Source organism: Streptomyces mayonensis (assembly GCF_018982965.1).
Classification (GTDB): Bacteria; Actinomycetota; Actinomycetes; order Streptomycetales; family Streptomycetaceae; genus Streptomyces; species Streptomyces mayonensis.
The window spans coordinates 1-25958 of the sequence record NZ_JACBYP010000119.1; the positions used below are offsets into that span (position 1 = coordinate 1).

At 72.6% G+C, this 25958-nt stretch carries 26 protein-coding genes and 1 pseudogene; 18 read left to right on the forward strand and 9 right to left on the reverse strand.

All coding sequences use genetic code 11. The features are described from left to right. Window positions 1-37: 37 nt before the first annotated feature. From HZS56_RS31140 to HZS56_RS31155, 4 genes and pseudogenes are all read left to right on the forward strand, one after another. A pseudogene (locus HZS56_RS31140) lies at window positions 38-760 on the forward strand (GH12 family glycosyl hydrolase domain-containing protein); the annotation flags it as partial. A gap of 232 nt (window positions 761-992) precedes the next feature. Beyond that, window positions 993-2102: a lytic polysaccharide monooxygenase gene (locus tag HZS56_RS31145; RefSeq protein WP_216724177.1), complete on the forward strand. Its 1110-nt coding sequence runs from the start codon at window positions 993-995 to the stop codon at window positions 2100-2102. Window positions 2103-2224: 122 nt separating this feature from the next. Next, complete coding sequence (locus HZS56_RS31150) at window positions 2225-2617, forward strand: luciferase domain-containing protein (RefSeq protein ID WP_216724154.1); 393 nt, start codon at window positions 2225-2227, stop codon at window positions 2615-2617. Between the two features lie 80 nt (window positions 2618-2697). Then, on the forward strand, window positions 2698-3066 hold the full coding sequence (locus tag HZS56_RS31155; RefSeq protein WP_216724178.1) for a DUF779 domain-containing protein: 369 nt from the start codon (window positions 2698-2700) through the stop codon (window positions 3064-3066). 9 nt (window positions 3067-3075) lie between these two features. On the opposite strand, the gene HZS56_RS31160 is transcribed toward HZS56_RS31155, so the two are convergent. The 6 genes from HZS56_RS31160 to HZS56_RS31185 form a co-directional block, all read right to left on the reverse strand. After that, window positions 3076-3270: a hypothetical protein gene (locus tag HZS56_RS31160; protein ID WP_216724155.1), complete on the reverse strand. Its 195-nt coding sequence runs from the start codon at window positions 3268-3270 to the stop codon at window positions 3076-3078. Window positions 3271-3387: 117 nt separating this feature from the next. Next, window positions 3388-4284 (reverse strand): phosphatidylinositol-specific phospholipase C/glycerophosphodiester phosphodiesterase family protein, encoded by an 897-nt coding sequence (locus HZS56_RS31165; RefSeq protein WP_216724156.1) that lies wholly within the window; start codon window positions 4282-4284, stop codon window positions 3388-3390. A 427-nt stretch (window positions 4285-4711) separates the two neighbouring features. Continuing rightward, a complete protein-coding gene (locus HZS56_RS31170; RefSeq protein WP_216724157.1) occupies window positions 4712-5800 on the reverse strand; it encodes an acyl-CoA dehydrogenase family protein in 1089 nt (362 codons plus the stop codon). Next, on the reverse strand, window positions 5797-6978 hold the full coding sequence (locus HZS56_RS31175; RefSeq protein ID WP_216724158.1) for an acyl-CoA dehydrogenase family protein: 1182 nt from the start codon (window positions 6976-6978) through the stop codon (window positions 5797-5799). Before HZS56_RS31175 ends, HZS56_RS31170 begins: the two co-directional genes overlap by 4 nt. After that, window positions 6975-7946 (reverse strand): NADPH:quinone oxidoreductase family protein, encoded by a 972-nt coding sequence (locus tag HZS56_RS31180; protein WP_216724159.1) that lies wholly within the window; start codon window positions 7944-7946, stop codon window positions 6975-6977. The genes HZS56_RS31175 and HZS56_RS31180 overlap by 4 nt, the downstream gene beginning before the upstream one ends. 174 nt (window positions 7947-8120) lie before the next feature. Further along, on the reverse strand, window positions 8121-8693 hold the full coding sequence (locus HZS56_RS31185; protein ID WP_216724160.1) for a helix-turn-helix domain-containing protein: 573 nt from the start codon (window positions 8691-8693) through the stop codon (window positions 8121-8123). Between the two features lie 62 nt (window positions 8694-8755). On the opposite strand from HZS56_RS31185, the gene HZS56_RS31190 reads away from it, so the two are divergent. From HZS56_RS31190 to HZS56_RS31225, 8 genes are all read left to right on the forward strand, one after another. Next, the gene (locus HZS56_RS31190) at window positions 8756-9763 is read left to right on the forward strand and encodes an NAD(P)/FAD-dependent oxidoreductase (RefSeq protein ID WP_374201230.1); all 1008 of its coding nucleotides are present in this window, start codon (window positions 8756-8758) and stop codon (window positions 9761-9763) included. 373 nt (window positions 9764-10136) lie between these two features. Continuing rightward, a complete protein-coding gene (locus tag HZS56_RS31195; RefSeq protein ID WP_216724162.1) occupies window positions 10137-11675 on the forward strand; it encodes an ATP-dependent DNA ligase in 1539 nt (512 codons plus the stop codon). After that, window positions 11672-12133 (forward strand): NUDIX hydrolase, encoded by a 462-nt coding sequence (locus tag HZS56_RS31200; protein WP_216724163.1) that lies wholly within the window; start codon window positions 11672-11674, stop codon window positions 12131-12133. The genes HZS56_RS31195 and HZS56_RS31200 overlap by 4 nt, the downstream gene beginning before the upstream one ends. Before the next feature lie 98 nt (window positions 12134-12231). Continuing rightward, a complete protein-coding gene (locus tag HZS56_RS31205; protein WP_216724164.1) occupies window positions 12232-13617 on the forward strand; it encodes an NADP-dependent succinic semialdehyde dehydrogenase in 1386 nt (461 codons plus the stop codon). A 25-nt stretch (window positions 13618-13642) separates the two neighbouring features. Further along, window positions 13643-13879, forward strand: a complete 237-nt coding sequence (locus HZS56_RS31210) for a DUF6213 family protein (protein ID WP_216724165.1) — start codon at window positions 13643-13645, stop codon at window positions 13877-13879. A gap of 78 nt (window positions 13880-13957) precedes the next feature. Next, window positions 13958-15148 (forward strand): type III polyketide synthase, encoded by a 1191-nt coding sequence (locus HZS56_RS31215; RefSeq protein ID WP_301543103.1) that lies wholly within the window; start codon window positions 13958-13960, stop codon window positions 15146-15148. Between the two features lie 11 nt (window positions 15149-15159). After that, window positions 15160-16377 carry a cytochrome P450 gene (locus tag HZS56_RS31220; RefSeq protein ID WP_216724167.1) on the forward strand — a complete coding sequence of 406 codons (1218 nt, stop codon included), beginning with the start codon at window positions 15160-15162 and terminating at the stop codon, window positions 16375-16377. Next, window positions 16374-16937 carry a cupin domain-containing protein gene (locus HZS56_RS31225; protein WP_216724168.1) on the forward strand — a complete coding sequence of 188 codons (564 nt, stop codon included), beginning with the start codon at window positions 16374-16376 and terminating at the stop codon, window positions 16935-16937. Before HZS56_RS31220 ends, HZS56_RS31225 begins: the two co-directional genes overlap by 4 nt. Here the strand turns inward: HZS56_RS31225 and HZS56_RS31230 are convergent. After that, the gene (locus HZS56_RS31230) at window positions 16934-18160 is read right to left on the reverse strand and encodes an acyl-CoA dehydrogenase family protein (protein WP_216724169.1); all 1227 of its coding nucleotides are present in this window, start codon (window positions 18158-18160) and stop codon (window positions 16934-16936) included. The two genes, HZS56_RS31225 and HZS56_RS31230, sit on opposite strands and share 4 nt — an antisense overlap. A 168-nt stretch (window positions 18161-18328) precedes the next feature. Between HZS56_RS31230 and HZS56_RS31235 the strand changes: the two genes are divergently transcribed. Then, window positions 18329-18985 (forward strand): TetR/AcrR family transcriptional regulator, encoded by a 657-nt coding sequence (locus HZS56_RS31235; RefSeq protein ID WP_216724170.1) that lies wholly within the window; start codon window positions 18329-18331, stop codon window positions 18983-18985. 250 nt (window positions 18986-19235) lie between these two features. Here the strand turns inward: HZS56_RS31235 and def are convergent, their stop codons facing one another. Then, a complete protein-coding gene (gene def / locus HZS56_RS31240; protein ID WP_216724171.1) occupies window positions 19236-19775 on the reverse strand; it encodes a peptide deformylase in 540 nt (179 codons plus the stop codon). Window positions 19776-19954: 179 nt separating this feature from the next. Here def and HZS56_RS31245 point away from each other — a divergent pair, with 179 nt between their 5' ends. From HZS56_RS31245 to HZS56_RS31265, 5 genes are all read left to right on the forward strand, one after another. Further along, window positions 19955-21193: a Mur ligase family protein gene (locus tag HZS56_RS31245; protein ID WP_216724172.1), complete on the forward strand. Its 1239-nt coding sequence runs from the start codon at window positions 19955-19957 to the stop codon at window positions 21191-21193. Between the two features lie 23 nt (window positions 21194-21216). After that, a complete protein-coding gene (locus tag HZS56_RS31250; RefSeq protein WP_216724173.1) occupies window positions 21217-21945 on the forward strand; it encodes a type 1 glutamine amidotransferase in 729 nt (242 codons plus the stop codon). Between the two features lie 164 nt (window positions 21946-22109). Beyond that, window positions 22110-23135, forward strand: a complete 1026-nt coding sequence (locus HZS56_RS31255; protein WP_216724174.1) for a 6-phosphofructokinase — start codon at window positions 22110-22112, stop codon at window positions 23133-23135. Between the two features lie 228 nt (window positions 23136-23363). After that, the gene (locus HZS56_RS31260; RefSeq protein ID WP_216724175.1) at window positions 23364-24311 is read left to right on the forward strand and encodes a cytochrome c oxidase assembly protein; all 948 of its coding nucleotides are present in this window, start codon (window positions 23364-23366) and stop codon (window positions 24309-24311) included. Window positions 24312-24428: 117 nt separating this feature from the next. Further along, on the forward strand, window positions 24429-24599 hold the full coding sequence (locus tag HZS56_RS31265; RefSeq protein WP_216724176.1) for a hypothetical protein: 171 nt from the start codon (window positions 24429-24431) through the stop codon (window positions 24597-24599). A gap of 24 nt (window positions 24600-24623) precedes the next feature. On the opposite strand, the gene HZS56_RS31270 is transcribed toward HZS56_RS31265, so the two are convergent. After that, window positions 24624-25829 (reverse strand): sensor histidine kinase, encoded by a 1206-nt coding sequence (locus HZS56_RS31270; RefSeq protein ID WP_216724179.1) that lies wholly within the window; start codon window positions 25827-25829, stop codon window positions 24624-24626. Between the last annotated feature and the right edge of the window lie 129 nt (window positions 25830-25958).

Below are 25958 nucleotides of genomic sequence, written 5' to 3' on the forward strand. Positions count from 1 at the left end.
CTCCTCCTCCCCCCCGCATCCCCTCGGAGAGGCCCCCATGCGAACGCCACGACGCCAAGTGCGCCTACGCCGAGCCCTCTTGAGCGCGCTGATCGCCGGGCAGGCGGTCGTCGCGTCCCTCGTGACCGCGGCGGCACCGGCCCAGGCGGACACCACACTCTGCGAACCCTTCGGAACGACCACGATCCAGGAGCGGTACGTCGTCCAGAACAACCGCTGGGGATCCGACGCCACCCAGTGCGTCACCGCCACCGGCACCGGCTTCCGCGTCACCCGCGCCGACGGCTCGGCACCCACCGACGGGGCACCCAAGTCGTACCCTTCGGTCTTCAACGGCCGTCATTACACGACCTGTTCGCCGGGCACCAGCCTGCCGGCCCGGCTCAACACCGTGTCCCGGGCCCCGTCCGGCGTCTCGTACGGATTCGTGGACGACGCCACCTACAACGCCTCCTACGACATCTGGCTCGATCCCACGCCGCGCACCGACGGGGTGAACCGGACCGAGATCATGATCTGGTTCAACCGGGTCGGGCCGATCCAGCCCATCGGCTCCCCCGTCGGCTCGGCCACCGTGGGCGGCCGGAGCTGGGAGGTCTGGAGCGGCGGCAACGGCTCCAACGACGTGCTGTCGTTCGTGGCGCCTTCGGCGATCAGCGGCTGGGACTTCGACGTCATGGACTTCGTCCGGGCCACCGTCGCACGCGGGCTCGCCGAGGACGACTGGTACCTGACGAGCGTCCAGGCGGGCTTCGAACCGTAGGAGAACGGCGCCGGGCTGACCGTCGACTCGTTCTCCTCCACCGTCGAGACCGAGGACTCGGCGGCGTAGCGGCCACTCACCCGCCCCACTCGCTCAGCCCCACTCACTCAGCCCTACTCACCCATCCCTACTCACTCATCCCCGACTCACTCGACTCCTCGCGGCACCACCGAACAGATGACACCCCCGGAAACCGGAGACTGGAGACTGGAGACTCCCTATGGTTCGACTGGTTCGACGCAGCAGATACCTCTCACTGGCAGCGGTACTGGCCACCCTGCTCGGCGCGCTCGGCGCCACCTTCCTGCTCGGTCAGGGGCGGGCCGAGGCACACGGCGTGGCCATGATGCCGGGCTCCCGGACCTACCTCTGCCAGTTGGACGCCAAGACCGGTACGGGCGCGCTCGACCCGACCAACGCGGCCTGCCAGGCGGCCCTCGACGAGAGCGGCCCCAACGCGCTGTACAACTGGTTCGCCGTCCTCGACTCCAACGCGGGCGGGCGCGACGCCGGTTACGTGCCCGACGGCACCCTGTGCAGTGCCGGTGACCGGTCCCCGTACGACTTCTCGGCCTACAACGCGGCCCGCTCGGACTGGCCGCGCACACATCTGACGTCGGGCGCGACGATCCCGGTGCAGTACAGCAACTGGGCGGCCCACCCGGGTGACTTCCGGGTGTACCTGACCAAGCCGGGCTGGTCGCCCACCTCCGAGCTGGGCTGGGACGACCTGGAGCTGATCCAGACGGTGACCGACCCGCCGCAGCAGGGCTCGCCGGGCACCGACTCAGGCCACTACTACTGGGACCTCGCGCTGCCCTCGGGCCGTTCGGGCGACGCGCTGATCTTCATGCAGTGGGTGCGTTCGGACAGCCAGGAGAACTTCTTCTCCTGCTCCGACGTGGTCTTCGACGGCGGCAACGGCGAGGTGACCGGCATCCGCGGTTCGGGCAGCACGCCGAGCCCGGACCCGAGCGACCCGAGCGACCCCACGGACCCGACCGATCCGACGACTCCGCCCACGCACTCCGGTTCATGCATGGCCGTCTACTCCGTGGAGAGCTCCTGGAACGGCGGTTTCCAGGGCTCCGTCGAGGTGATGAACCACGGCACCGAAGCGCTGGACGGCTGGGCGGTGCAGTGGCAGCCCGGCGCCGGTACCACGCTGGACGCGGTGTGGAACGGCTCGCTGACCGGCGGCACCGGCGATGCGGTGACGGTCCGTAACGTGGACCACAACCGCGTCGTTCCGCCGGACGGGAGCGTGACCTTCGGTTTCACCGCCACGTCGACGGGCAACGACTTCCCGGTGGACTCGATCGGCTGCGTGACGGACTGACGCGCGCCGAACCGGGCAGGTACACGGTCGGCGGGGCCCGAGAGGGGCCCGCCGACCTCACGTACCGGTTACAACTCGCTCAACCTCTGGTTGCGCGGCGGTGATCGCGCGACGATGGGCACATGACTCTGGCTCAGCGCGCCTTTGAGCGGCTGCAGGCCTGGCCCGACCTCTCCGCGGGTCCGGCCAGTTGCGGAACCGGACGGGCGCTGCGCTCCGTCCGCGACGAGATCGTCCACTTCCACTCCGACCGGGACGTGGACCTGCACCTCACCCACCGGGCCATCCAACGTTTCCAGTACGACCTCGGGGGCTCCACCGCCATCCGGCTGGTTCCCGGCTCCCGTTGGGTCACCGTGCACCTGGACTGCGACGCGGACGTCGACCTGCTGCTGAGCCTGGTGAGCATCGCGCTCAAGGCCCACCAGTCACGCCCCGCCGCCGCGAACCCGCCCGCCGGGTGCAACTTCCACCGGGTCACCGTGCTGCCCCGCGCCACGGCCGGCGACACCTGACGGCCTCGGCGCAACGGGCTCGCAACCTTCGCCGTGCTGGTATACGCGGCATGGGTGACACAGGCGTGGGTGACACAGGCATGGGCGACGCGCACGAGGAGGCCCCCCGCGTCGAGCTGGCACCCGGGGCGGCCGCACTGCTGAGGCGGCTGCGCGAGGCGCACGGGCCGCTGATGTTCCACCAGTCCGGCGGCTGCTGCGACGGCAGCGCCCCCATGTGCTATCCGGCCGGCGAGTTCCGCACCGGCGCCGCGGACGTCCTGCTCGGTGAACTCACCGTCGAAGGGGTCGAGGAGCCGGTGGAGTTCTGGATGTCGCGCAGTCAGTACGAGGTGTGGAGCCACACCCGGTTGATCGTGGACGTCGTGGCGGGCCGGGGCAGCGGCTTCTCTCTGGAGGCCCCCGAAGGGGTGCGCTTCCTCATCCGCTCCCGCGTACTCGGGACCTGACGGCGCCGGTCATGGTCTGAGGCTGCTGACGATGTCCGCCGTCGCGGTCAGACCGTTGTTGATGGTCGGGGCGATGCTCGTGCTCGCCAGGTAGAAGCCGAGCAGCAGGCACACCAGCGCGTGCGAGATCTTCAGTCCGCCGTTGCGCAGGAAGATCACCGCCAGGATCAGCAGCAACAGCACCACAGAGATGGAAACGGCCATCGTCAACCTCCTCCGCCACGTCCACTTCGCGGCGTTCGGCCGTAAGTGTGGCGTAGCGGAGGGTTCGTCCGGGCGGCTGACCTGTCCTCCGAACGAGTGGTGTTCCGGAGTGTGTGCCTAGCGCTTCCCGCGGGCGTCGAGGAACGCCTCGAGACCGGCGAGGTCGTCGGTGTTGAGGTGGTCGACCCCGGCGTCGAGCAGTTCGCCCCACACGGCGTCCCGTGCGGGGCCCGCCGCGTCGGGCGTGGCCCACAGGCGCACCCGCTGTCCGCGGGCGTGCGCCGCGCCGACGATGCTCCGCAGCTTGCGCCGCTCGGCGGCCGGGAAGGTGCCGACGCCCTGCCAGGTGAAGTTGAGGGTCCAGTTGTCGCTGATCAGCGGGACGAAGGAGGCCGGTGCGGGGGTCCCGAGGTCGGTGAGCCGTCCGTCGTAGAAGGCCAGGCGGGTGCGCTGGGCCTCCATGGGCGTGCGGGCCGCGCGGTCGCCGGAGACCACGGCGGTGACCGCGCCGGGGCGCACGCGGCCGTGGGCGTAGGAGGTGAACAGGTGCCGGTAGGGACGCAGCCGGCGGTCGAGTTCGAGGTACGTCGACGATCCCTCGGTCTTGATGTCGATCAGGAGTTGCAGCGAGCCGCGGTCCCGGCGGTACACCCGGCCGTGGCCCGCCCGGACGCGGGCGGCCAGCGGGTCGAGGTAGAGCGACTCCAGGGTGCGGGTCGGGTCCAGGTCCTCGGGGTCGTGGGCGACGAGGAGTTGGCCGTCGACCAGGTAGATGTCGGCCTCGACGCTGCCGAAGCGGTGGTCGAGCGCGTCGAGGAGGGGGCGCGGGTGCTCGTAGTCGTTGTGGGCGTGGGCGTGCCACAGCGGGCGCGGGCCGGGCCTGCCTCCGCTCGGCGGCGTGGTGCCGCTGTGCCTGTCCTCGGCCGCCAGCGCGGTGCCGGCGGGCAGGGCGACCGCGCCCGCGAGGGCGGCGCCGAGGGTGGTGAGGGCTCTGCGTCGGGTGGTGAGGGCCATGCTCTGCCTCCCTGGAAGTGCCGTACGGGACGCCTGTGAGTATGGGGTCCCGGTGCCTCCGGGGAGCAGAGCCGTGCGGGGAGTTGGCCGGACCGCCGCCGGTCGTTCATCTCTGCGGGCGGGAGGCCGGGCCATGGGCTCTGCGGACCGGCTGCCGCACCTTCAGCTCGGCGCACAGAAGCCGGGCCCTCGGCTCTGCGGGCGGGATGCCGGTCGCCGGACCTCCTTCGGCTCTGTGCGCGGTATGCCGGTCCTCCGGCTCTGCGAGCGCACCGTGGGTCGGTCGGCTCTGCGGCTGACGGGGCGTCCGCTCACTTCTGCCGACGAGCCGCCGTCGGCCGTCCCGCGCTGTGAAGCCGGGCCCGCTCACGGGCAGCGCCCGTCCCCGGCGAGGAGGCGGGCGCTGCCCGGGCAGGCGGACGGGGCGTCAGGGGGCGGGCAGGTCGACCAGGGCGGCCAGCGACGTCCGGTGGGACCCCGCCGTTCCGTAGGCGATCGAGTCGGCCTTGGCCCGCTTCAGATAGAGGTGGACCGGGTGTTCCCACGTCATGCCGATGCCGCCGTGCAGTTGCAGCGCCTCCTCGGCGGCGTGGACGGCGACCTGGGCGGCGTGGGCCTGGGCGACGGCAACGGCGACGTCGGTGTCCGCGCCGGTCGCCAGGGCGTCGGCCGCGTTGCGGGCGGCGGCGCGCAGCCCGGCGACTTCCAGCCACAGCCGGGCGAGCCGGTGCTTGAGTGCCTGAAATCCGCCGAGCTGGCGGTTGAACTGCCTGCGTTCCTTGAGGTGGCGGACCGTCTCGGTCAGCAGCCAGTCGGCGAGGCCCAGTTGCTCGGACGCGAGGAGCCCCGCACCGGCGCGCAGGGCACGCCGCACGGCGGGTGCGGCGTCCCCGAGCCGGCGCCCGGGCGCACCGTCGAGGGTCACCCGCGCCACCGGCCGGGTCGCGTCCAGGGAGACCTGCGGCACCACGGTGGCGTCGGCGGCCCGCACCGCGTACAGGGCTCCGTCGTCGGCGGGCACGAGCAGTACGTCGGCGGCGGACGCGTCGGCGATGCCCGTCAACTCCCCGTGCAGGGTGCCTTCCTCGCACCGCACGGACGCGAACGCGCCACCGGGGGCGACGTGGAGTCCGACGGCCAGGGCGGCGACGGTCGTGGCGGACGCCAGGTCGCCGAGCAGGTCGTCGGTGCCGCAGGCCAGCAACGCCTCGGTGGCGACGACGGCACTCGTCAGGTACGGCACGGGCGCGACCGCCCGCCCCAACTCCTCGAGAACCACCGCGGCTTCCCGGTGCGAGGCGCCCTGCCCGCCCAGTGCCTCGGGGACGAGCAGGCCCGCCAGACCCATCGCCTCCGAGAGCGTCTTCCAGAGCGGGACGTCGTGCACGGCTGCCGACTCGCTGCGGGCGATGACGCCGGCGGGGTCGCAGTGGTCGGTGAGCAGGTCCCGCACGGCGGCGCGCAGTGCCTCTTCGTCCTCCGAGTGGAGCAGGGCGGGTTCCGGCCGGTCGCTCATCGGGCGAGGTCCTTCCATGCGACGTCCTTGTCGGTGCGCGGCTCGGCGGGCAGGCCCAGGACACGCTCGGCGACGATGTTCAGCAGGACCTCGCTGGTCCCGCCCTCGATGCTGTTGCCCTTGGAGCGCAGGTAGCGGTACCCGGCGTCGCGGCCGGTGAAGTCGACCAGTTCGGGGCGGCGCATGGTCCAGTCGTCGTACAGCAGGCCCTCCTCGCCGAGGAGTTCCACCTCCAGGCCGCTGATCTCCTGGTTAAGCCGGGCGAAGGTCAGTTTCATGCCCGCGCCCTCGGGTCCCGGCTGGCCGGCCGCGAGCTGCTGGCGCAGGCGGACGCCGGTGAGCCGGGCGACCTCGGCCTCGACCCACAGGCCGAGAAGCCGCTGATGCGTGTCGTGGGTGCGCAGTCCGGGGCGCTCGCGCCAGGTGGCGGCGACCTTGCCGATCATGCCGCCCTCGCGCGGGACCGGAGTGCCGCCGATGGCGACGCGCTCGTTGTTGAGCGTGGTCTGCGCGACCCGCCAGCCGTCGCCGACCGCGCCGAGCCGCCGGGAGTCCGGTATGCGGACGTCGGTGAGGAAGACCTCGTTGAACTCGGCCTCGCCGGTGATCTGACGCAGCGGACGGACCTCGACGCCCGGGTCGGTCATGTCGCACACGAAGTAGGTGATGCCCCGGTGCTTGGGGACGTCCGGGTCGGTGCGGGCGATGAGGATGGCCCAGCGGGCGAGGTGCGCACTGGACGTCCACACCTTCTGCCCGCTCACGACCCAGTCCTCGCCGTCCCGGACCGCCCGGGTGCCGAGGGCGGCCAGGTCGGACCCGGCGCCGGGCTCGCTGAAGAGCTGGCACCAGACCTCCTCGCCGGTCCACAGCGGGCGCAGGAGGCGGCGCTTCTGCTCGTCCGTGCCGTACTGGAGGATGGTCGGGGCCGCCATGCCGAGGCCGATGCCTATGCGGCGGGGATCGTTGCCGGGAGCGCCCGCGGCCTCCAGTTCGGCGTCCACGACGGCCTGCAGGGCGCGCGGTGCGGCGAGGCCGCCGAGGCCCTCCGGGTAGTGCACCCAGGCGAGTCCGGCGTCGAAACGGGCCCGGAGGAAGTCCAGTCGGTCCGTGCCGGACGGCGGGAACGCGGCCAGCAACTCCTGTGTACGGCGGCGCAGTTCCGCTGCGTCGGTCATGCGGCGGCCTCCTTTCCGGGGACGACGGCCACGCGGCCGGTCGTGGTGCCGTCGGCGACGCGCTGCACGGCGTCGGCCGCGGCGTCGAGCGGCACCCGCTCGCTCACCAGCGGCTTTATCGCGCCCTGGGCGGCCAGTTCGGTGAGCCGGTCGTGGCACTGCCGGACCAGTTCGGGGTTCTTGGTGTTGTACAGGCCCCAGTGCAGGCCGAGAATCGCGTAGTTCTTGACCAGCGCGTGGTTCAGCGCCGGGCTGGGGATGGTGCCGCTCGCGAAGCCGACGACGACGATGCGGCCCTCGAAGGCGACGACCTTGGTGGACTGGGTGTAGGCCGCGCCGCCCACCGGGTCGTAGACCACGTCGGCGCCGCGGCCGCCGGTGGCCTCCTTGACCGCGGCGACGACGTCCTCGGCGCGCCGGTCGACGACGACGTCGCAGCCCAGTTCGCGGGCGACGGCCGCCTTCTCCGGGCCGCCCACCACGCCGACGACGGTCGCACCGGCGGCCTTGCCGAGCTGCACGGCCGCGCTGCCGACACCGCCCGCGGCGGCGTGCACCAGAAGGGTCTCGCCGGCCTCCAGGCGGGCCCGGCGGTGCAGCCCGAACCAGCCGGTCTGGTACCCGATGTGCAGGGCGGCGGCCTCCGCGTCGTCCAGGGAGCCCGGGGCGGGCAGCAGGGCGCGGGCGTCCGCGAGGGCGTACTCGGCGAGGCCGCCGTGCGGCAGCGCCGGGGTGGCGAGGACACGGCGCCCGTCCTCGGTCTCCGCGCAGATCTCGACGCCGGGAGTGAACGGCAGCGGCGGCCTGACCTGGTACTGGCCCCGGCACAGCAGGGCGTCCGGGAAGTTGATGTTCGCGGCGCGGACCCTGAGCAGGACCTGGCCCTCACCAGGCACCGGCTGCGCCGTGTCCGCGAGGCGCATCACCTCGCCCGGCTCGCCGTTCTCGTGCACCTGCCATGCCTGCATGCGGGGCCTCCACCGACTGCGTCGTCCGACCGGATCCTTCGCATACTAAGCGGTCGCTTGCTCTCGGGGAACACTCCCGGGAACACTCCCGGGAACACTCTTGACGATCAGGGTGCACGCGTCGGGGGACGAACAGGGAGCACGCATCGGGGAGCGGGCGGCCCCGGGCGTGCGTCAGGACCGTGCGGGCCGTGCCCGTACGTGCATCCGCTCGCCCTGCGGGCCGAAAAGGCTGAGGAACTCCGCGGGCCCCTCCCCCGTCGACCCGAACCAGTGCGGCACCCGGGTGTCGAACTCGGCGGCCTCTCCCGCCGACAGCACCACGTCGTGCTCGCCGAGCACCAGCCGCAGCCGGCCCGACAGGACGTACAGCCACTCGTACCCCTCGTGGGTGCGCGGGTCCGGCTCCTCCCGGCGCCGGGGTTCGAGCACCTTGAAGGCCTGGAGGCCGCCCGCCTGGCGGGTGAGCGGCCAGTGGGTGCGGCCGTGGCGCACGATCGGCTCGGACCGCACCCGGGGGTCGCCGACGGGCGGGGCCCCCACCAGTTCGTCCAGTGGCACCTGGTGGGCCTGGGCGATCGGCAGCAGCAGTTCGAGGCTGGGTCTGCGCAGCCCCGACTCCAGCCGGGACAGGGTGCTCACCGATATGCCGGTCGTCTCCGACAGGCCCGCCAGGGTCACCTCGCGCTCCTTGCGGAGCTGGCGGAGCCTGGGCCCGACACCAGCGAGGACATCGTCTGCAGTCATACGGATATTGCAGAATCGGCAACAACATTTGTCAATGCCGGTAGGTGCGAGTGACCTTTCCCGTGGAGGTGGTCACCATGACCAAGAACAACGGCGGGACCGGAACCCGGACGGGGAACACGGGCGAGAACACGGGCGGCCCGAACGGAACGTACGACGTGGTCGTCGTCGGTGGCGGCGCGGCGGGGCTGTCGGCCGCTCTGGTGCTGGGCCGGGCGCGGCTGCGCACCCTGGTCGTCGACGCCGGTGAGCCGCGCAACGCGCCCTCGGACCACATGCAGGGCTACCTGACCCGGGACGGCATGTCCCCGGCCGAGTTCCTGGCGCTCGGGCGCGAGGAGATCGCCCGCTACGGGGTGAGCCTGGTCCGCGACCGCGTGGTGGACGTGTCACGGGACGGGGACTTCGCCGTGCGGCTGGCCGGCGGGCGAACCGTGCGGGCCCGGCGGCTGATCGTCACCACCGGGCTCAGGGACGAACTGCCCGACGTGTCCGGCGTCGCCGAGCGCTTCGGCCGGGACGTGCTGCACTGTCCGTTCTGCCACGGCTGGGAGGTCCGGGACGAGCCTTTCGGTGTCCTTGCCGCCGGACCGCAGAGCGTGCACCAGGCGCTGATGGTGTCCCGCTGGTCGGCGGACGTGCGCCTCTTCCTGCACACCGTCGCCGAGGAGGAACTGTCCGACGAAGATCTGCGGCGACTCGCCGCGGCGGGCGTCGGGGTGGTGCCCGGGGAGGTCGCCGGACTGCGGGTCGAGGACGACCGGCTCACCGGGGTCCTGCTGGCGGACGGCACGGCGCACGACCGATCGGTGGTGTTCGTCGCCCCGAAGGCGGTTCCGCAGACCGGCCTGATGGAGCGCCTGGGGGCGGAACTCCACGAGACGCCGTTCGGGGCCTACCCCGTGGTCGACGCGACGGGCCGCACCACCGTGCCGGGCGTGTGGACCGCCGGCAACGCGATGGGCTTCGCCGAGCAGGTGGTCCACGCGGCCAGCGGCGGGTACCGCGCGGCGGCCGCGATCGTCGGCGACCTGATCATGTCGGACCTGGACGCGGCCGTGACGGAGTGAAGGCCGCGTCCCTCCCGACAGGGCGCCGCGTGGGACCGGGGACGACGCCTCCTCCCTGAGGCCACGCACTCCCTGGGCCACGCACTCCTGGGGCCACGCACTCCCGGGCCACGCACTCCCGGGGCCATGTGCTCCTGGGGCCGCGTTGGACAGGCGGCGCACCGGGCTCCGGAGGGGGCGGGACGTACGACTGCGAGCGGCGCCCGCGCTCCAAGCCGCCCGCGACGGCGGGCACCGGCACGTCACCGTCCGCCGACGGTCGCGGGACGCAGGCCGCACACTCCCCGACCGCCGACCGCAACCACAACCACAACCACAACCACAACCACAACCACAGGGTGTGAGACGGGCACCTCCGGTGCACCCTGGCTGCATGCTGCTTGCCCGGTTGGCCCAGGTGTCCCGGGAGGTCGCCGCCACGTCGGCGCGGTCCCGGAAGACCGCCCTGCTCGCGGAGTTGTTCCGCGAGGCGGAGGCGGCGGACGTGCCCGTCGTCATCCCGTACCTGGCGGGACGGCTCCCGCAGGGCCGGATAGGCGTCGGCTGGAAGGTGCTGGGACGCGCCGTCGCGCCCGCCGACGCGCCGACCCTGACCGTGCGCGACGTGGACGCCCGGCTCACCCGGCTCGGCGCGGTGTCGGGCGCCGGTTCGCAGGCCGAGCGGGCCCGGCTGGTCGGCGAGCTGATGGGCGCGGCCACCGAGGACGAGCAGCGCTTCCTGACCGGGCTGCTCACCGGGGAGGTCCGCCAGGGCGCCCTGGACGCGGCCGCCGTCGAGGGTCTCGCGGCGGCGACGGACGCACCCCCGGCGGACGTACGGCGCGCGGTGATGCTCGCGGGATCGCTCCAGAGCGTCGCGGAGGCCCTGCTGGCGGACGGGCCCGGAGCCCTGGACCGGTTCCGGCTCACGGTCGGCCGGCCTGTGCTGCCGATGCTGGCGCACAGCGCGTCCTCGGTCGCAGAGGCGGTCGGCAGACTGGGGAGCGCGGCCGTCGAGGAGAAGCTGGACGGCATCCGGGTGCAGGTGCACCGTGACGGCGGCACCGTACGGGTCTGCACCCGCACCCTGGACGACATCACCGACCGGCTCCCCGAGGTCACGGACGCGGCCCTGGCACTGCCCGGTGAGCGGTTCGTCCTGGACGGCGAGGTGATCTCCCTCGACGCGGACGGACGGCCCCGGTCGTTCCAGGAGACCGCCGGACGGGTCGGTTCCCGTACCGACGTGGCCACGGCGGCGCGGGAGCTGCCCGTCTCCGTGGTGTTCTTCGACGCGCTCCTCGTCGACGGCCGCGACCTGCTCGACCTGCCACTGACCGAGCGGCACGCGGAGCTGGCCCGGCTGGTCCCCGAGCCGGCGCGGGTGCGGCGCACGGTGGTGCACGGTCCCGGGGAGACCGGGGCCGCCGAGCGGTTCCTCGGCGAGTCGCTGGAGCGCGGTCACGAGGGCGTCGTCGTCAAGGGCCTCGACGCCGCCTACAGCGCGGGCCGGCGCGGCGCGTCCTGGCTGAAGGTGAAGCCCGTCCACACGCTCGACCTGGTGGTGCTGGCCGCCGAGTGGGGCCACGGCCGCCGCACCGGCAAGCTCTCCAACCTCCATCTGGGCGCCCGTGCCGCCGACGGCTCCTTCACGATGCTCGGCAAGACCTTCAAGGGCATGACGGACGCGCTGCTGACCTGGCAGACCGAGCGCCTCGGGCGACTGGCCGTCGAGGAGCACCGCTGGGGCGTGACCGTACGCCCCGAACTGGTCGTCGAGATCGCCTACGACGGTCTCCAGCGCTCCACCCGTTACCCGGCCGGTGTCACCCTCCGCTTCGCGCGTGTGGTCCGCTACCGCGAGGACAAGCGTCCCGAGGACGCGGACACCGTGGAAGGCCTGCTCGCCGCGCACCCCGGGGTGGCCCCGTGAGGCGCAGCGCGGGCCTGCTGCTGCACCGGCGCGGGCCCGGCGGGGAGCGCCAGGTGCTGCTCGGGCACATGGGCGGGCCGTACTACGCGCGGCGCGACGCCGGGGCGTGGACCGTGCCCAAGGGGGAGTACGAGCCGTCCGAACCGGCGTGGCGGGCGGCCCGGCGCGAGTTCGAGGAGGAACTGGGGCTGCCGCCGCCCGGCGGCGAGGCGGTGCCGCTCGGCGAGGTGCGGCAGGCGGGCGGGAAGGTCGTCACGGTCTGGGCGCTGGAGGGCGACCTCGACCCGGCGACCGTCGTCCCCGGCACCTTCCGCATGGAGTGGCCGCCCCGGTCGGGGCGCACCGAGGAGTTCCCCGAACTGGACCGGGTGGCGTGGTTCCCGCCGGACCGGGCGCGCGAGGTGATCGTGAAGGCGCAGGCCGCGTTTCTCGACCGGCTGGCTGAGCACTCGCACTGAGGCGACGCCACGGGGGAACGCCGCGGCCCGTCCGCGTTGCGGCACCCGGAGGCGGGCGCCAAGGTCGAAGCACGACGGCACACCCAGGGAGGTCGGCCATGCCCATCGCGACGGTGAACCCGGCGAACGGCGAGACGCTCAGGACGTACGAGGCCATGGGCGAGGAGGAGATCGAGCGCCGGATCGAGCTCGCGGAGGCCACTTTCCGCACGTACCGGACCACGGGGTTCTACGAGCGGGCCGGGCTGATGCGCCGGGCCGCCGATCTCCTGGAGGCCGATCAGAAGGAGATCGGCAGGGTCATCACCACGGAGATGGGCAAGCCGGTCGGCCAGGCCCGCGCGGAGGCGGCCAAGTGCGCGAAGGCGATGCGCTGGTACGCCGACCACGCGGCGGAGCTGCTGGCCGACGAGGAGCCCGCCGAGGCCGACGTGAAGGACTCCGGCGCCTCCCGGGCCCTGGTCCGCTACCGGCCGCTCGGTCCGGTGCTCGCGGTGATGCCGTGGAACTTCCCGCTCTGGCAGGTGATCAGGTTCGCGGCGCCCGCGTTGATGGCGGGCAACGTCGGGCTGCTCAAGCACGCCTCGAACGTGCCGCAGACCGCCCTGTACCTGGAGGACCTCTTCCACCGGGCGGGCTTCCCGGAGGGCTGTTTCCAGACCCTCCTCATCGGTTCCGGCGCGGTCGACGACGTCCTGCGCGACGAGCGGGTGCGGGCCGCGACACTCACGGGCAGCGAGCCCGCCGGCCGCGCGGTGGCCTCCACCGCCGGGGAGATGATCAAGAAGACGGTGCTGGAGCTGGGCGGCAGTGACCCGTTCGTCGTCATGCCGTCCGCCGACGTCGACCGGGCGGCCGAGGTGGCGGTGACCGCGCGCACGCAGAACGCGGGGCAGTCCTGCATCGCCGCGAAGCGGTTCATCGTGCACACGGACGTCTACGACGCCTTCGCCGCGCGCTTCACCGAGGGCATGCGGGCGCTGCGGGTCGGCGACCCCATGGACGAGGAGACCCAGGTCGGACCGCTCTCCAGCGAGCGGGGGGTGGAGGACCTGGTGGAGCTGGTCGACGACGCGGTGCGTGGCGGAGCGACGGTGCTGTGCGGCGGCGAACGCCCGGACGGCCCCGGCTGGTACTACCCGCCGACCGTCCTGGCGGACGTCACCCGTGAGATGCGCATCCACCGCGAGGAGGCCTTCGGGCCGGTCGCCACGCTCTACCGGGCGGCGGACCTGGACGAGGCGGTGCTGATCGCCAACGACACGGACTTCGGACTCAGTTCCAACGTGTGGACGCGCGAGGAGTCCGACGTGGACCGCTTCGTGCGGGACCTGGAGGCCGGCGGCGTGTACGTGAACGGGATGACGGCGTCCCACCCGGCGTTCCCGTTCGGCGGGGTCAAGCGGTCGGGCTACGGGCGTGAGCTGTCCGGGCACGGAATCCGCGAGTTCTGCAACATCACCACCGTATGGCACGGAGCGTGAGCCCTGCGCGACTACGATCGGCCGGGTGAACCGCGAAGTGACCCTGCCTCTGATCGTCGACGACCGCGGCACGCTCCAGGTCGCCGCGTCCGACGTGAGCAAGCTGCTGCGCACGGTGGGCGGACGGTGGCTGCGGCTGGTGGAGACCGGCGAGGAGGGCCTGGACGAGGACACGGTCGCGGCCCTCACCATCGAGCTGGCGAAACTGGCCGACCGGATCGACGTGGCGTGCATCGCCCACAGCAGCGGACCGTCCTCCTGAGGCCTGCGCCGCCGTCGCAGGCGGTCCCCGGGACGGAGTAACCCCGCGAGAGATCGCCGTGCGGCTGGGTGATCGTGGATGGGCACCCCCGCAACAGGTGCAGCACTGCCCGGCCGGGGGCGTATCCCTTCCGCGAGGCGAAAGCAGGCACGGTTCATGGCGACTTTGTGCAGACCCTCGGTGTCCGTCCCGGAGCACGTGATCACGATGGAGGAGACACTGGAGCTGGCGCGCCGACGCCACACCGACCATCCCCAACTGCCGCTCGCCCTCCGGCTGATAGAGAACACCGGGGTCCGCACCCGGCACCTCGTGCAGCCCATCGAGGAGACGCTGAAACACCCCGGCTTCGAGGACCGCAACAAGCTCTACGAGCGGGAGGCGAAGGCCCGGGTGCCGGCCGTCATCCAGCGGGCCCTGGACGACGCGGAACTGCTCACCACCGACATCGACGTCATCATCTACGTCTCGTGCACGGGCTTCATGATGCCGTCCCTCACGGCATGGCTGATCAACGAGATGGGCTTCGACAGCGCCACGCGGCAGATACCCATCGCCCAGCTGGGCTGCGCCGCCGGCGGCGCGGCGATCAACCGGGCCCACGACTTCTGCACCGCCTACCCCGAGGCCAACGCGCTGATCGTGGCCTGCGAGTTCTGCTCGCTGTGCTACCAGCCCACCGACATCGGCGTGGGCTCCCTGCTCTCCAACGGACTCTTCGGCGACGGCATCGCCGCCGCGGTGGTCCGCGGACGGGGCGGCACCGGCGTGGTCCTGGAACGCAACGGCTCGTACCTGATCCCCGGCACCGCCGAGTGGATCATGTACGACGTGAAGGCGACCGGCTTCCACTTCCTGCTGGACAAGCGGGTTCCGGCCACGATGGAGCCGCTCGCGCCCGCGCTCGAGCAGATGGCGGGCGATCACGGCTGGAACGCCTCCGACCTGGACTTCTACATCGTGCACGCGGGCGGTCCCCGGATCCTCGACGACCTCAGCAAGTTCCTGCACGTGGACCCGCACGCCTTCCGCTTCAGCCGGGCCACGCTCACCGAGTACGGGAACGTCGCCAGCGCCGTCGTCCTGGACGCGCTGCGCAGGCTCTTCGACGAGGGCGGTGCCGGTGAGGGGGCCCGCGGGCTGCTGGCCGGCTTCGGCCCCGGAATCACCGCGGAGATGTCGCTGGGCTGCTGGCAGACCGCGGAGGTGGGCCGCGACCTGCGGGAGGACATGACACGGAACCTGCGGCGGAGTGTGAGGCAGACGTGAACGGAGAGACGATGTCCCCGACAGAACCGCCCGTCGGGGACCGGCCCCCCGTACGGGAGTGGCCGGCCGTCGACCTGCCCGGCAGCGACTTCGACCCGGTGCTGACCGAGCTGATGCGCGAGGGACCGGTCACCCGGATCGCGCTGCCCCACGGCGAGGGCTGGGCCTGGCTGGTGACCCGCCACGACGACGTCCGCCTCGTCACCAACGACCCCCGGTTCGGGCGCGAGGCCGTCATGGACCGGCAGGTCACCCGGCTCGCCCCGCACTTCATCCCGGCACGCGGCGCGGTCGGTTTCCTGGACCCGCCGGACCACACCCGGCTGCGCCGCTCGGTGGCCGCGGCCTTCACGGCGCGGGGCGTGGAGCGGGTGCGGGAGCAGTCCCGGGAGATGCTGGACGAGCTGGTCGACGCCATGCTGAAGGCGGGTCCGCCCGCCGACCTCACCGCTGCCGTGCTGAGCCCCTTCCCCATCGCGGTGATCTGCGAGCTGATGGGTGTCCCGGCCTCGGACCGGCACGCCATGCACACCTGGACCCAGCTGATCCTGTCCTCCTCGCACGGTGCGGAGGTCAGCGAGCGGGCCAAGCAGCAGATGAGCACCTACTTCTCCGATCTCGTCGGGCTCCGTGCGGACAGCACCGCCGAGGACGTCACCTCGCTGCTGGGGGCCGCCGTGGGGCGGGGCGGCATCACGATGGAGGAGGCCGTCGGGCTGGCGGTCCTGCTGCAGATCGGGGGCGAGGCGGTCACGAACAACAGCGGGCAGATGTTCCACCTGCTGCTGAGCCGGCCCGAACTCGCCGAACGGCTGCGTTCCGAGCCGGAGATCCGGCCCCGGGCCATCGACGAACTGCTGCGCTGGATTCCCCACCGCAACGCCGTGGGGTTGTCCCGCATCGCCCTGGAGGACGTCGAGATCAAAGGGGTGCGGATCCGGGCGGGCGAGGCGGTCTACGTGTCCTACCTGGCCGCCAACCGCGACCCGGAGGTCTTCCCCGACCCCGACACCGTCGACTTCGCCCGTTCCCCCAATCCGCACGTGTCGTTCGGCTTCGGGCCGCACTACTGCCCGGGCGGCATGCTGGCCCGGCTGGAGTCGGAGCTGCTCCTCGACGCGCTCCTGGACCGGGTGCCGGGGCTGAAACTCGCGGTGGCGCCCGAGGAGGTGCCCTTCAAGAAGGGTGCGCTGATCCGCGGGCCCGAGGCCCTGCCGGTGACCTGGTGAGCGGGCTCGCCGCGGCCGCGGAGGGGCTGCTGGTGCCACCGGGGCAGGGCCGGGTCGTCCAGGCGCCGGCCCAGCACGTGACCTTCAAGGTGACGGGGTCGCACTCACGTGCGGCGTCCACCTTCGAGGTGGTCGTGCCGCCGGGCTTCGACGTCGGCGCGCATGTGCACGCCCGCAGCGAGGAGCTGTTCTACGTGCTGGAGGGCGAGCTGGACGTGCTCGCCTTCGAGCCGCGGATCCGTACCGCCGACAACTGGCGGTCGTGGGAGTCCCCCTCGGGCAACCGGGTGGTGCGGGCGACCCCGGGCACGGTGATCGTCGTGCCGCCCGGCTGCCCGCACGCCTTCGCGAACCCGACGGGCGAGCCCGCCAAGATGTTCTTCCAGGCCAGCCCGCCGCCGGACCACGAGCGCTACTTCGAGGAACTGCTGGAGATCCTGCGCGGCGGGGGCCCGCCGGACCACGCGGCCATCGAGGCCCTGCGGGCGAAGTACGACATCGAGCAGCTGACACCGCTGAGGCCGGGACAGGACGCTGCCCGGCCGACCGGGCGCCCCTAGCGGATCGGCACCCCCGCCAGCGTCCGGGCGATCACGAGCCGCTGGATCTCGCTCGTGCCCTCGAAGATGGTGTAGATCGCGGCGTCGCGGTGCATCCGTTCCACCGGGTACTCCCGCGTGTAGCCGTTGCCGCCCAGGATCTGGACCGCCTGGGCGGTCACCTTCTTCGCCGTCTCGCTCGCGAACAGCTTGGACATCGAGCCCTCGGCCGCCGTGAACTGCTTGCCGTTGACCGCCATCCACGAGGCCCGCCACACCAGCAGCCGCGCCGCGTCGACGGAGGTGCGCATGTCGGCGAGCTGGAAGGCGACGCCCTGGTTGTCGATGATCGGCCGGCCGAACTGCTCGCGGGTGCGGGCGTACTCCAGCGCCTCCTCGTAGGCGGCGCGCGCGGTGCCGACCGCCATGGCGCCGACCGCGGGACGCGAGGCCTCGAAGGTGGCCATCGCCGCGTTCTTCACGCGCTCACCGCCGCTCATGGCCTTCTCCCGGGCGCGGGCCAGGCGGGCGTCCAGCTTCTCCTTGCCGCCCAGGAGGCAGGAACCGGGGACGCGCACGTTGTCGAGCACGACCTCGGCGGTGTGCGAGGCGCGGATACCGTGCTTCTTGAACTTCTGGCCCTGGGACAGCCCCGGCGTGTTCGGCGGCACGATGAAGGAGGCGTGGCCCTTGGAACCCAGCTCCGGGTCGACGACCGCGACGACGACGTGGACGTTGGCGATGCCGCCGTTGGTCGCCCAGGTCTTGGTGCCGTTGAGCACCCACTCGTCCTTGGCCTCGTCGTACACCGCACGCGTGCGCATGGAGGCCACGTCGGAGCCCGCGTCGGGCTCGGAGGAGCAGAACGCGGCGACCTTCACGTCGTTGGCGTCGCCGTACATCTGCGGGATCCAGGTGCCGATCTGCTCCTCGGTGCCGTTGGCGAGGACGCCGACGGCGGCGAGGCCGGTGCCGACGATCGACAGGGCGATGCCCGCGTCGCCCCAGAACAGCTCCTCCATGGCCATGGGGATGCCGAGGCCGGTGGGGTCGAAGTACTGCTGGGCGTAGAAGTCGAGGGAGTAGATGCCGATCTTGGCGGCCTCCTGGATGACCGGCCAGGGAGTCTCCTCACGCTCGTCCCATTCGGCGGCCGCGGGGCGGATGACGTCGGCCGCGAAGCCGTGCAGCCAGTCCCGGACCTCCTTCTGTTCGTCGTTGAGCTCCATGGTGAACTCGGCCATGTCCCCTCCAGTGACGCACCTGCATGTTACTTACGGTAACCCCGAGTCTGTTACCGACGGGTAAGAAAAGTCAACTCCCGAGGCCCGTAGCCTCCCGTTCGATGTCCGGTGCCCTGTGGGTGTTAGTTTGCGCAGGCGTCACGGAAACGGCACGGGTGGGGAGAGCACATGGACACCACGCAGCGGACCGGCCAGCAGCGGTCCGCCGACCTCAGACGGCGCGAACTGCTCGAGGCCGCCGACCGGGTGGTGCTGCGCGACGGCCCGCACGCCTCGATGAACGCCATCGCCGCCGAGGCCGGCATCACCAAGCCCATCCTCTACCGCCACTTCGGCGACAAGGGCGGGCTGTACGCCGCCCTCGCCGTCCGGCACACCGACGCCCTGCTCGCCTCGCTGCGGGCCGCCCTGGACGCCCCGGCGGAGCGGCGGCAGCGCGTCGAGTCCACCCTGGACACCTACCTGGCGGCCATCGAGGCCCGCCCGCAGGTGTACCGCTTCCTGATGCATCCGGCGGACGGCGCCGCCGCCCCCGGCGACCAGACCGAGCAGGGCTTCGACGTCGGCAAGCACTCGGCGCCGCTGCTGCGCCGCATGGGCGAGGAGCTGGCCCAGGTCATCGAGGAACGCCTCGACGTCGGACCGGGCACCCAGCAGCTGGCCCGGGTCTGGGGGCATGGCATCGTCGGCATGATGCACGCCGCCGGGGACTGGTGGCTCGGCGAACGTCCCTGCACCCGCGCGGAGTTGGTCAGCACCCTCGCCGACCTGCTGTGGGGCCGTCTCGCGGCCGCCGGGGACAAGGCGGGCGGGCCCGGCTTCTGACGGACGCACGCCCCTCGGGCGTCCGTCCCGCTCCACACCCGGCCGACGCTCTCCCCCGTGCCGGGCCGGCGTTTTCTCCGCACCCGGCCGACGCCCTCTCCCTGCCCGGCCGACGCCCTCTCCCTGCCCGGCCGGCGACCTCTCCCGCCCCGTCCGGCGCCTCCCCCGTGCCGGGCCGGCACCCTCTCCGCACCCGGCCGACGCCCTCTCCCGTGCCGGGCCGGCGTTTCTCCGCACCCGGCCGGCGCCCTCACCGGCTCCAGGAGGCCCGTGCGACCTGCCGCATCAGCCGCCGGTGCCGCAGACCCGTCAGACGCTCGGCGTACACCCGGCCCGCCAGGTGGTCGCACTCGTGCTGGAGGCACCGCGCGAAGAACCCCGTCCCGCGCACGGTGACGGGTTCCCCGGTCACCGTGACACCGGTCACCGCCGCCTCGTCGTACCGCTCGACACCGGCCTCGAGCCCCGGCAGCGACAAACACCCCTCCGGACCCCGCACCACCACCCCGCCGGTCTCCACCGGGCGCGGGTTCACCACGTGCCCGAGGTGCCGCACGTCCTCGTCGTCCGGGCAGTCGTAGACGAAGACGCGCACCCCCTCGCCGATCTGGTTCGCGGCCAGCCCCACTCCGCGGGCGGCGTACATGGTCGCGAACAAGTCCTCCACGAGAGAGGCGAGTTGCGGCCCGAAGTCCGTCACCTCCGCGCAGGGGGCGTGCAGGACGGGGTCGCCGAGGAGGGCGAGGGGACGGACGCGCCCGTGGGCGCCCGGGATGGAGCCGTGTCGCATGGCCGTCAGAGTAAGGTCCCTGTGTCCCCCGGCGGCACGCGCCCGCCGCCGGAACCCGGTGGCCGGTGCCGCGATTCGGGAGTGCGAATGGATCTCGATAGGCTGAGGCACACACCACGTGGCCGTCAGGCTTCCCAGGCTTCAGGCGCGGCGCGTACGGCAAGGAGGATCGAGAACTGATGGCAGGCAACTCGGACCCGCTCACGCCGCGGGCCAAGATCGCCGTGACCGCGGGCAAGGCGGTCGCTAGGGCGTCCCGCGCCGCCGGACGCGGCAGCGGTTCGGTGATCGGCGGCCGGGTCGCGCTGAAACTCGACCCCGACCTCCTCCACCGGCTCGCCGGACACCTGGACGTGACCCTGGTCTCGGCGACCAACGGCAAGACCACCACCACCCGGCTCATCGCCGAGGCGCTCAAGGCGGCCGGCCCGGTCGTGTCCAACGCGCTCGGCGCCAACATGCCGGCCGGCATCACCTCGGCCCTCGCGAGCGGCTCGGAGGCCCGTTACGGCGTCCTCGAGGTCGACGAGAAGTACCTCGTCGGCGTGGCCCAGGCCACCGACCCCAAGTGCATCGCGCTGCTCAACCTCTCCCGGGACCAGCTCGACCGCGCCGCCGAGACCCGGATGCTCGCGGAGAACTGGCGCGAGGGCCTGGCCGGTTCCAAGGCCGTGATCGTCGCCAACGCCGACGACCCGCTGGTGGTGTGGGCCGCGTCCTCCTCCCCCAACGTGATCTGGGTCGCCGCCGGGCAGATGTGGAAGGACGACGCCTGGTCCTGCCCGTCCTGCGGCGGCGTGATGCAGCGCCCCGGCGACGACTGGTTCTGCGGCGAGTGCGGCTTCCGCCGCCCCACGCCCAGCTGGGCCCTGTCCGGCGACCACGTCCTCGACCCGCACGGCTCCGCCTGGCCGATCCACCTCCAGCTGCCGGGCCGCGCCAACAAGGCCAACGCGGCCTCCTCGGCCGCGGTGGCCGCCGTCTTCGGGGTGCCCCCGCAGGTCGCCCTGGAGCGCATGTACCAGGTGCAGGCGGTCGCCGGACGCTACGACGTGGTGCAGTTCCAGGGCCGCGACCTGCGGCTGCTGCTCGCCAAGAACCCGGCGGGCTGGCTGGAGACCTTCTCCCTGATCGACCCCCCGCCGGCCCCGGTGATCCTCTCGGTGAACGCGCGCGGCGCCGACGGCACCGACACCTCCTGGCTGTGGGACGTGGACTACACGCGGCTGACCGGCCACCCGATCTGCGTGGTCGGGGACCGCAAGCTGGACCTCGCGGTGCGCCTGGAGGTCGCGAACCAGCAGTTCCAGGTGTGCGAGGACCTCGACCAGGCCGTGCAGCTGTGCCCGCCGGGACGTATCGAGGTCATCGCGAACTACACCGCCTTCCAGGACCTGCGCCGCCGCGTCGGCAACTGACCGCGAGACTTCAGGGGACTTCCGTGAGCGACAACCAACTGCGCATCGTCTGGATCTACCCGGACCTGCTGAGCACGTACGGCGACCAGGGCAACGCCCTGGTCGTGGAGCGCCGGGCACGGCAGCGGGGCCTCGACGTGGCCCGGCTCGACGTGCGCAGCGACCAGGCGATCCCGACGTCCGGCGACATCTACCTCATCGGCGGCGGCGAGGACCGGCCGCAGCGGCTGGCGGCCGAGCGGCTGCGCCGCGACGGCGGCCTGCACCGGGCGGTGGAGAACGGCGCGATCGTCTTCTCCGTCTGCGCGGGCTACCAGATCCTGGGCCACGAGTTCATCAACGACCTCGGCCAGCGGGAGCCGGGTCTCGGCCTGCTCGACGTGGTCTCCACGCGCGGCGAGGGCGACCGGTGCGTCGGCGACGTCCTCGGCGACATCGACCCGCGCCTCGGCCTGCCCCCGCTGACCGGCTTCGAGAACCACCAGGGCGTCACGCAGATCGGGCCCCACGCCCGTCCGCTCGCCCAGGTCCGCTTCGGCAACGGCAACGGCACGGGCGACGGCACCGAGGGCGCCTACAACGACACGGTCTTCGGCACGTACATGCACGGTCCCGTGCTGGCCCGCAACCCGCAGATCGCGGACCTGCTGCTGAAGCTGGCCCTGGACGTCAACGCGCTGCCGCCGACCGACGACCGCTGGTACGAGGCGCTGCGCAACGAGCGGATCGCGGCCGCCCAGCAGCCCGCGTGACCTGCTGCCCGGCCCGTCTGATGGCCCGTCCGCACAGCTGAGCGGGCCCGTCCAGCAGGCGGACGCACGGTTCGGCCCCGCCCCCTCGTACCGCTAGGGTGGCGGGGAATCGAGCCGGACAGCGCGGTCCGGACCCGTGCCATGTGGAGAAGGTAATGCGGGCTATGCGCATTGGTGTGCTCACCTCCGGCGGCGACTGCCCCGGCCTGAACGCCGTCATCCGGTCCGTCGTGCACCGCGCCGTCGTCGACCACGGCGACGAGGTCATCGGTTTCCGGGACGGCTGGAAGGGCCTCCTGGAGTGCGACTACGTCAAGCTCGACCTGGACGCGGTCGGCGGCATCCTGGCACGCGGCGGCACCATACTGGGCTCCTCCCGGGTCCGTCCGGAACACCTGCGCGACGGCGTGGAGCGCGCCCGGGGCCACGTCGCGGAACTCGGCCTGGACGCGATCATCCCGATCGGCGGCGAGGGCACGCTGAAGGCGGCCCGGCTGCTGTCCGACAACGGCCTGCCGATCGTGGGCGTGCCCAAGACCATCGACAACGACATAGCGGTCACCGACGTGACGTTCGGCTTCGACACGGCGGTGACCGTCGCCACCGAGGCCCTGGACCGGCTGAAGACCACCGCCGAGTCCCACCAGCGGGTGCTGATCGTGGAGGTCATGGGCCGCCACACCGGCTGGATCGCGCTGCACTCCGGCATGGCGGCGGGCGCCCACGCCGTGGTCGTCCCGGAGCGGCCCTTCGACATCGACGAGCTGGCCGCGAAGGTCGGCGAGCGCTTCTCGGCGGGCAAGCGGTTCGCGATCGTCGTGGCCGCGGAGGGCGCCAAGCCGAAGGCCGGGACCATGGACTTCGACGAGGGCGGCAAGGACGTCTACGGCCACGAGCGCTTCGCCGGGATCGCCCGCCAGCTCTCCGTCGAGCTGGAGGAGCGCCTCGGCAAGGAGGCCCGGCCGGTCATACTCGGGCACGTCCAGCGCGGCGGCACGCCGACGGCGTACGACCGGGTGCTGGCGACGCGGTTCGGGTGGCACGCGGTGGAGGCGGTGCACCGCGGGGAGTTCGGGAGGATGACGGCCCTGCGCGGGACGGACATCCGCATGGTGTCGCTCGCGGAGGCGGTGGAGTCGCTGAAGACGGTGCCGGACGCGCGGTACGCGGAGGCGGAGTGCGTCCTGTGAGTGCGCAGGGCCGATAAGAGCCCGGGTCCACCGGTTCGTCGCGGAGCGCGGGTTCGTTGTGGTCGAGCGCGCCCCGCGCGGCGGAGCCGCACACCGTCACGGCCCCGCACCGGCTCTGGGGCGCCACAGGCTCCCCCCGGTCGCGGGGGCGGCCGGGGGCAGTTCTAGTCTGGCTTCGGACAACGGGCGTTCAATCGCTCTCAATCAGCACGAAACAGGAGCCGGCGGATGGATCACAGCGGGCACGGCATGACGATGGATCTGCCGCCGTTCACGCTGGGGCGGGGGCTCGCGTGGTCGGCGGACCCGTTTTTCCTGGTCGCCTGCCTGCTCGGGCTGGCACTCTACGGCTGGGGTGTCCTCCGGCTGACCCGGCGCGGCGACAAGTGGCCCCTCGGACGGACGGTGTCCTTCGTCGTCGGTGTCCTGAGCGTCGCGCTGATGATGTGCACCGGGCTCAACGACTACGGCATGGTCATGTTCAGCGTGCACATGGTGCAGCACATGATCATCAGCATGGTGTCGCCCATCCTGCTGCTCCTCGGCGCCCCGATCACCCTGGCGCTGCGCGCCCTGCCGCCCGCCGGCCGCGGCCGCACGGGCCCCCGCGAGGTGCTGCTGAAACTGCTGCACAGCCGCTACATGCGGATCGTCACACACCCCGCGTTCACCATCCCACTGTTCATCGCGAGCCTGTACGCGCTGTACTTCACCCCGCTCTTCGACCACCTGATGGGCTCGTCGGCCGGGCACATCGGGATGATGGTGCACTTCCTCGCCGTCGGCCTGGTGTTCTTCTGGCCGATCATGGGCGTGGACCCGGGACCGCACCGGCCGGGCCACCTGATGCGGATGCTGGAGCTGTTCGCCGGCATGCCGTTCCACGCGTTCTTCGGCATCGCGTTGATGATGGCGTCCGCCCCGATGGTCGAGACCTTCAAGAACCCGCCCGCCTCGCTCGGCATCGACGCGCTCTCCGACCAGAACGCGGCCGGCGGCATCGCCTGGGCCTTCAGCGAGGTCCCGTCCGTGCTGGTGCTGCTCGCCCTGCTGTTCCAGTGGTACGCCTCCGAGGAGCGCCGGGCCCGGCGCAGCGACCGGGCGGCCGAGCGCGACGGGGACAGGGAGCTGGAGGAGTACAACGCCTATCTGGCCTCGCTGAACGCACGCGGCTGACCCGCGCGCACGCCGCCCGCGCCGGGAACGGACCGGGAGCGCGTCTCGTCGTCGGCACCCCATGACGCCCGATCCGGGGCACCATGGAGGGGAGCGGACAACGAGGAGGGTGTTGCGATGCCCGGTTCCACGGACAGTTCGACGAAGACGATGGGTGCGTTCACCATCGGCGGCCTGGTGGTGGTGACCGCCTACACGGTGGCGCTCGGGAGCAACGGCTGGCTGTGGTTCGGCTGGGTCGTGCTGGGCCTGATCACCCTGGCGCTGGTGGCCACCCGCAGTGCCTGAGCCCCGTACGGGGCACCCGGCGGCTCACTCGCGGCCGATCCGGCCCGCCGAGTGCACGCCCGGCTGGTACTTCGGCAGCCGGACCGTGATCTTCATGCCGGCGCCGACGGCCGTCTCGATGACGAGGCCGTGGTCGTCTCCGTAGACCTGGCGGAGGCGGTCGTCGACGTTGGAGAGGCCGATGCCGCCCGAGGGACTGACCTCGCGCGCCAGGATGCGCCGGAGCAGGTCCGGGTCCATGCCTGCGCCGTCGTCCTCGATGACGACGAGGGCCTCGGCACCCGCGTCCTGGGCGGTGATCTGGATGCGGCAGCGGTCGGCCTTGCCCTCCAGGCCGTGCTTGACGGCGTTCTCGATGAGCGGCTGCAGGCACAGGAAGGGCAGCGCGACCGGCAGCACCTCGGGGGCGACCTGGAGGGTGACGGCGAGGCGGTCGCCGAAGCGGGCGCGCACCAGCGCCAGGTAGTGGTCGATTGCGTGCAGCTCGTCGGCGAGGGTGGTGAAGTCGCCGTGCCGGCGGAACGAGTAGCGGGTGAAGTCGGCGAACTCGAGGAGCAGCTCGCGGGCGCGCTCGGGGTCGGTGCGCACGAAGGACGCGATCACCGCGAGCGAGTTGAAGATGAAGTGGGGGGAGATCTGGGCTCGCAGGGCCTTGATCTCGGCCTCGATCAGCCGGGTGCGGGACTGGTCCAGGTCGGCCAGCTCCAGCTGGACGGAGACCCAGCGGGCGACCTCCCCGGCCGCGCGGACCAGGACGGCGGACTCGCGGGGCGCGCAGGCGACGAGGGCTCCGTGGACCCGGTCGTCGACGGTGAGCGGGGCGACGACGGCCCAGCGCACCGTGCAGTCGGGAGTGTCGCAGGTCAGCCGGAAGGCCTCGCCGCGGCCCGTCTCCAGCGGTCCCGCGAGGCGTTCCATGATCTCGGCGCGGTGGTGGGCGCCCACGCCGTCCCAGACCAGCACCTCTTCGAGGTCGGTCAGGCACAGCGCGTCGGTGCCGAGCAGGGAGCGGAGCTTGCGGGCGGACCGGCCGGCCGTCTCCTCGGTCAGACCGGCCCGCAGCGGGGGTGTGGCCAGGGAGGCGGTGTGCAGGGCCTGGAAGGTGGCGTGCTCGACGGGGGTGCCGAGGCCGCCGAGGTGCTGCGGGCGTGCCGTGCGGCGCCCCAGCCAGAAGCCGGCGGCGAGCAGGGGCAGCAGGGCGACGGCCAGCCCGGCCAGGAACCCGCCCAGCGAGCTGCTCATGGCGCCCTCCCCTCGCCCGACTCCGCCGGCGACCTGCTCTCGGACGCCCCGCCCACGACGTGCGGGCCCTCCACGCGACCACCACCCCCGACCCCACCGCACGCACCGGACCCACAC

Bases quoted from the DNA above. Each gene is read 5' to 3' on its own strand.
- HZS56_RS31180 (WP_216724159.1), bottom strand. From the start codon at position 7,946: ATGCAGGCATGGCAGGTGCACGAGAACGGCGAGCCGGGCGAGGTGATG.
- HZS56_RS31175 (WP_216724158.1), bottom strand. From the start codon at position 6,978: ATGACCGACGCAGCGGAACTGCGCCGCCGTACACAGGAGTTGCTGGCC.
- HZS56_RS31185 (WP_216724160.1), bottom strand. From the start codon at position 8,693: ATGACTGCAGACGATGTCCTCGCTGGTGTCGGGCCCAGGCTCCGCCAG.
- HZS56_RS31245 (WP_216724172.1), top strand. From the start codon at position 19,955: ATGGCAGGCAACTCGGACCCGCTCACGCCGCGGGCCAAGATCGCCGTG.
- HZS56_RS31220 (WP_216724167.1), top strand. From the start codon at position 15,160: ATGTCCCCGACAGAACCGCCCGTCGGGGACCGGCCCCCCGTACGGGAG.
- HZS56_RS31155 (WP_216724178.1), top strand. From the start codon at position 2,698: ATGGGCGACGCGCACGAGGAGGCCCCCCGCGTCGAGCTGGCACCCGGG.
- HZS56_RS31265 (WP_216724176.1), top strand. From the start codon at position 24,429: ATGCCCGGTTCCACGGACAGTTCGACGAAGACGATGGGTGCGTTCACC.
- HZS56_RS31160 (WP_216724155.1), bottom strand. From the start codon at position 3,270: ATGGCCGTTTCCATCTCTGTGGTGCTGTTGCTGCTGATCCTGGCGGTG.
- HZS56_RS31235 (WP_216724170.1), top strand. From the start codon at position 18,329: ATGGACACCACGCAGCGGACCGGCCAGCAGCGGTCCGCCGACCTCAGA.
- HZS56_RS31195 (WP_216724162.1), top strand. From the start codon at position 10,137: ATGCTGCTTGCCCGGTTGGCCCAGGTGTCCCGGGAGGTCGCCGCCACG.
- HZS56_RS31215 (WP_301543103.1), top strand. From the start codon at position 13,958: ATGGGCACCCCCGCAACAGGTGCAGCACTGCCCGGCCGGGGGCGTATC.
- HZS56_RS31170 (WP_216724157.1), bottom strand. From the start codon at position 5,800: ATGAGCGACCGGCCGGAACCCGCCCTGCTCCACTCGGAGGACGAAGAG.
- HZS56_RS31255 (WP_216724174.1), top strand. From the start codon at position 22,110: ATGCGCATTGGTGTGCTCACCTCCGGCGGCGACTGCCCCGGCCTGAAC.
- def (WP_216724171.1), bottom strand. From the start codon at position 19,775: ATGCGACACGGCTCCATCCCGGGCGCCCACGGGCGCGTCCGTCCCCTC.
- HZS56_RS31165 (WP_216724156.1), bottom strand. From the start codon at position 4,284: ATGGCCCTCACCACCCGACGCAGAGCCCTCACCACCCTCGGCGCCGCC.
- HZS56_RS31260 (WP_216724175.1), top strand. From the start codon at position 23,364: ATGGATCACAGCGGGCACGGCATGACGATGGATCTGCCGCCGTTCACG.
- HZS56_RS31150 (WP_216724154.1), top strand. From the start codon at position 2,225: ATGACTCTGGCTCAGCGCGCCTTTGAGCGGCTGCAGGCCTGGCCCGAC.
- HZS56_RS31205 (WP_216724164.1), top strand. From the start codon at position 12,232: ATGCCCATCGCGACGGTGAACCCGGCGAACGGCGAGACGCTCAGGACG.
- HZS56_RS31230 (WP_216724169.1), bottom strand. From the start codon at position 18,160: ATGGCCGAGTTCACCATGGAGCTCAACGACGAACAGAAGGAGGTCCGG.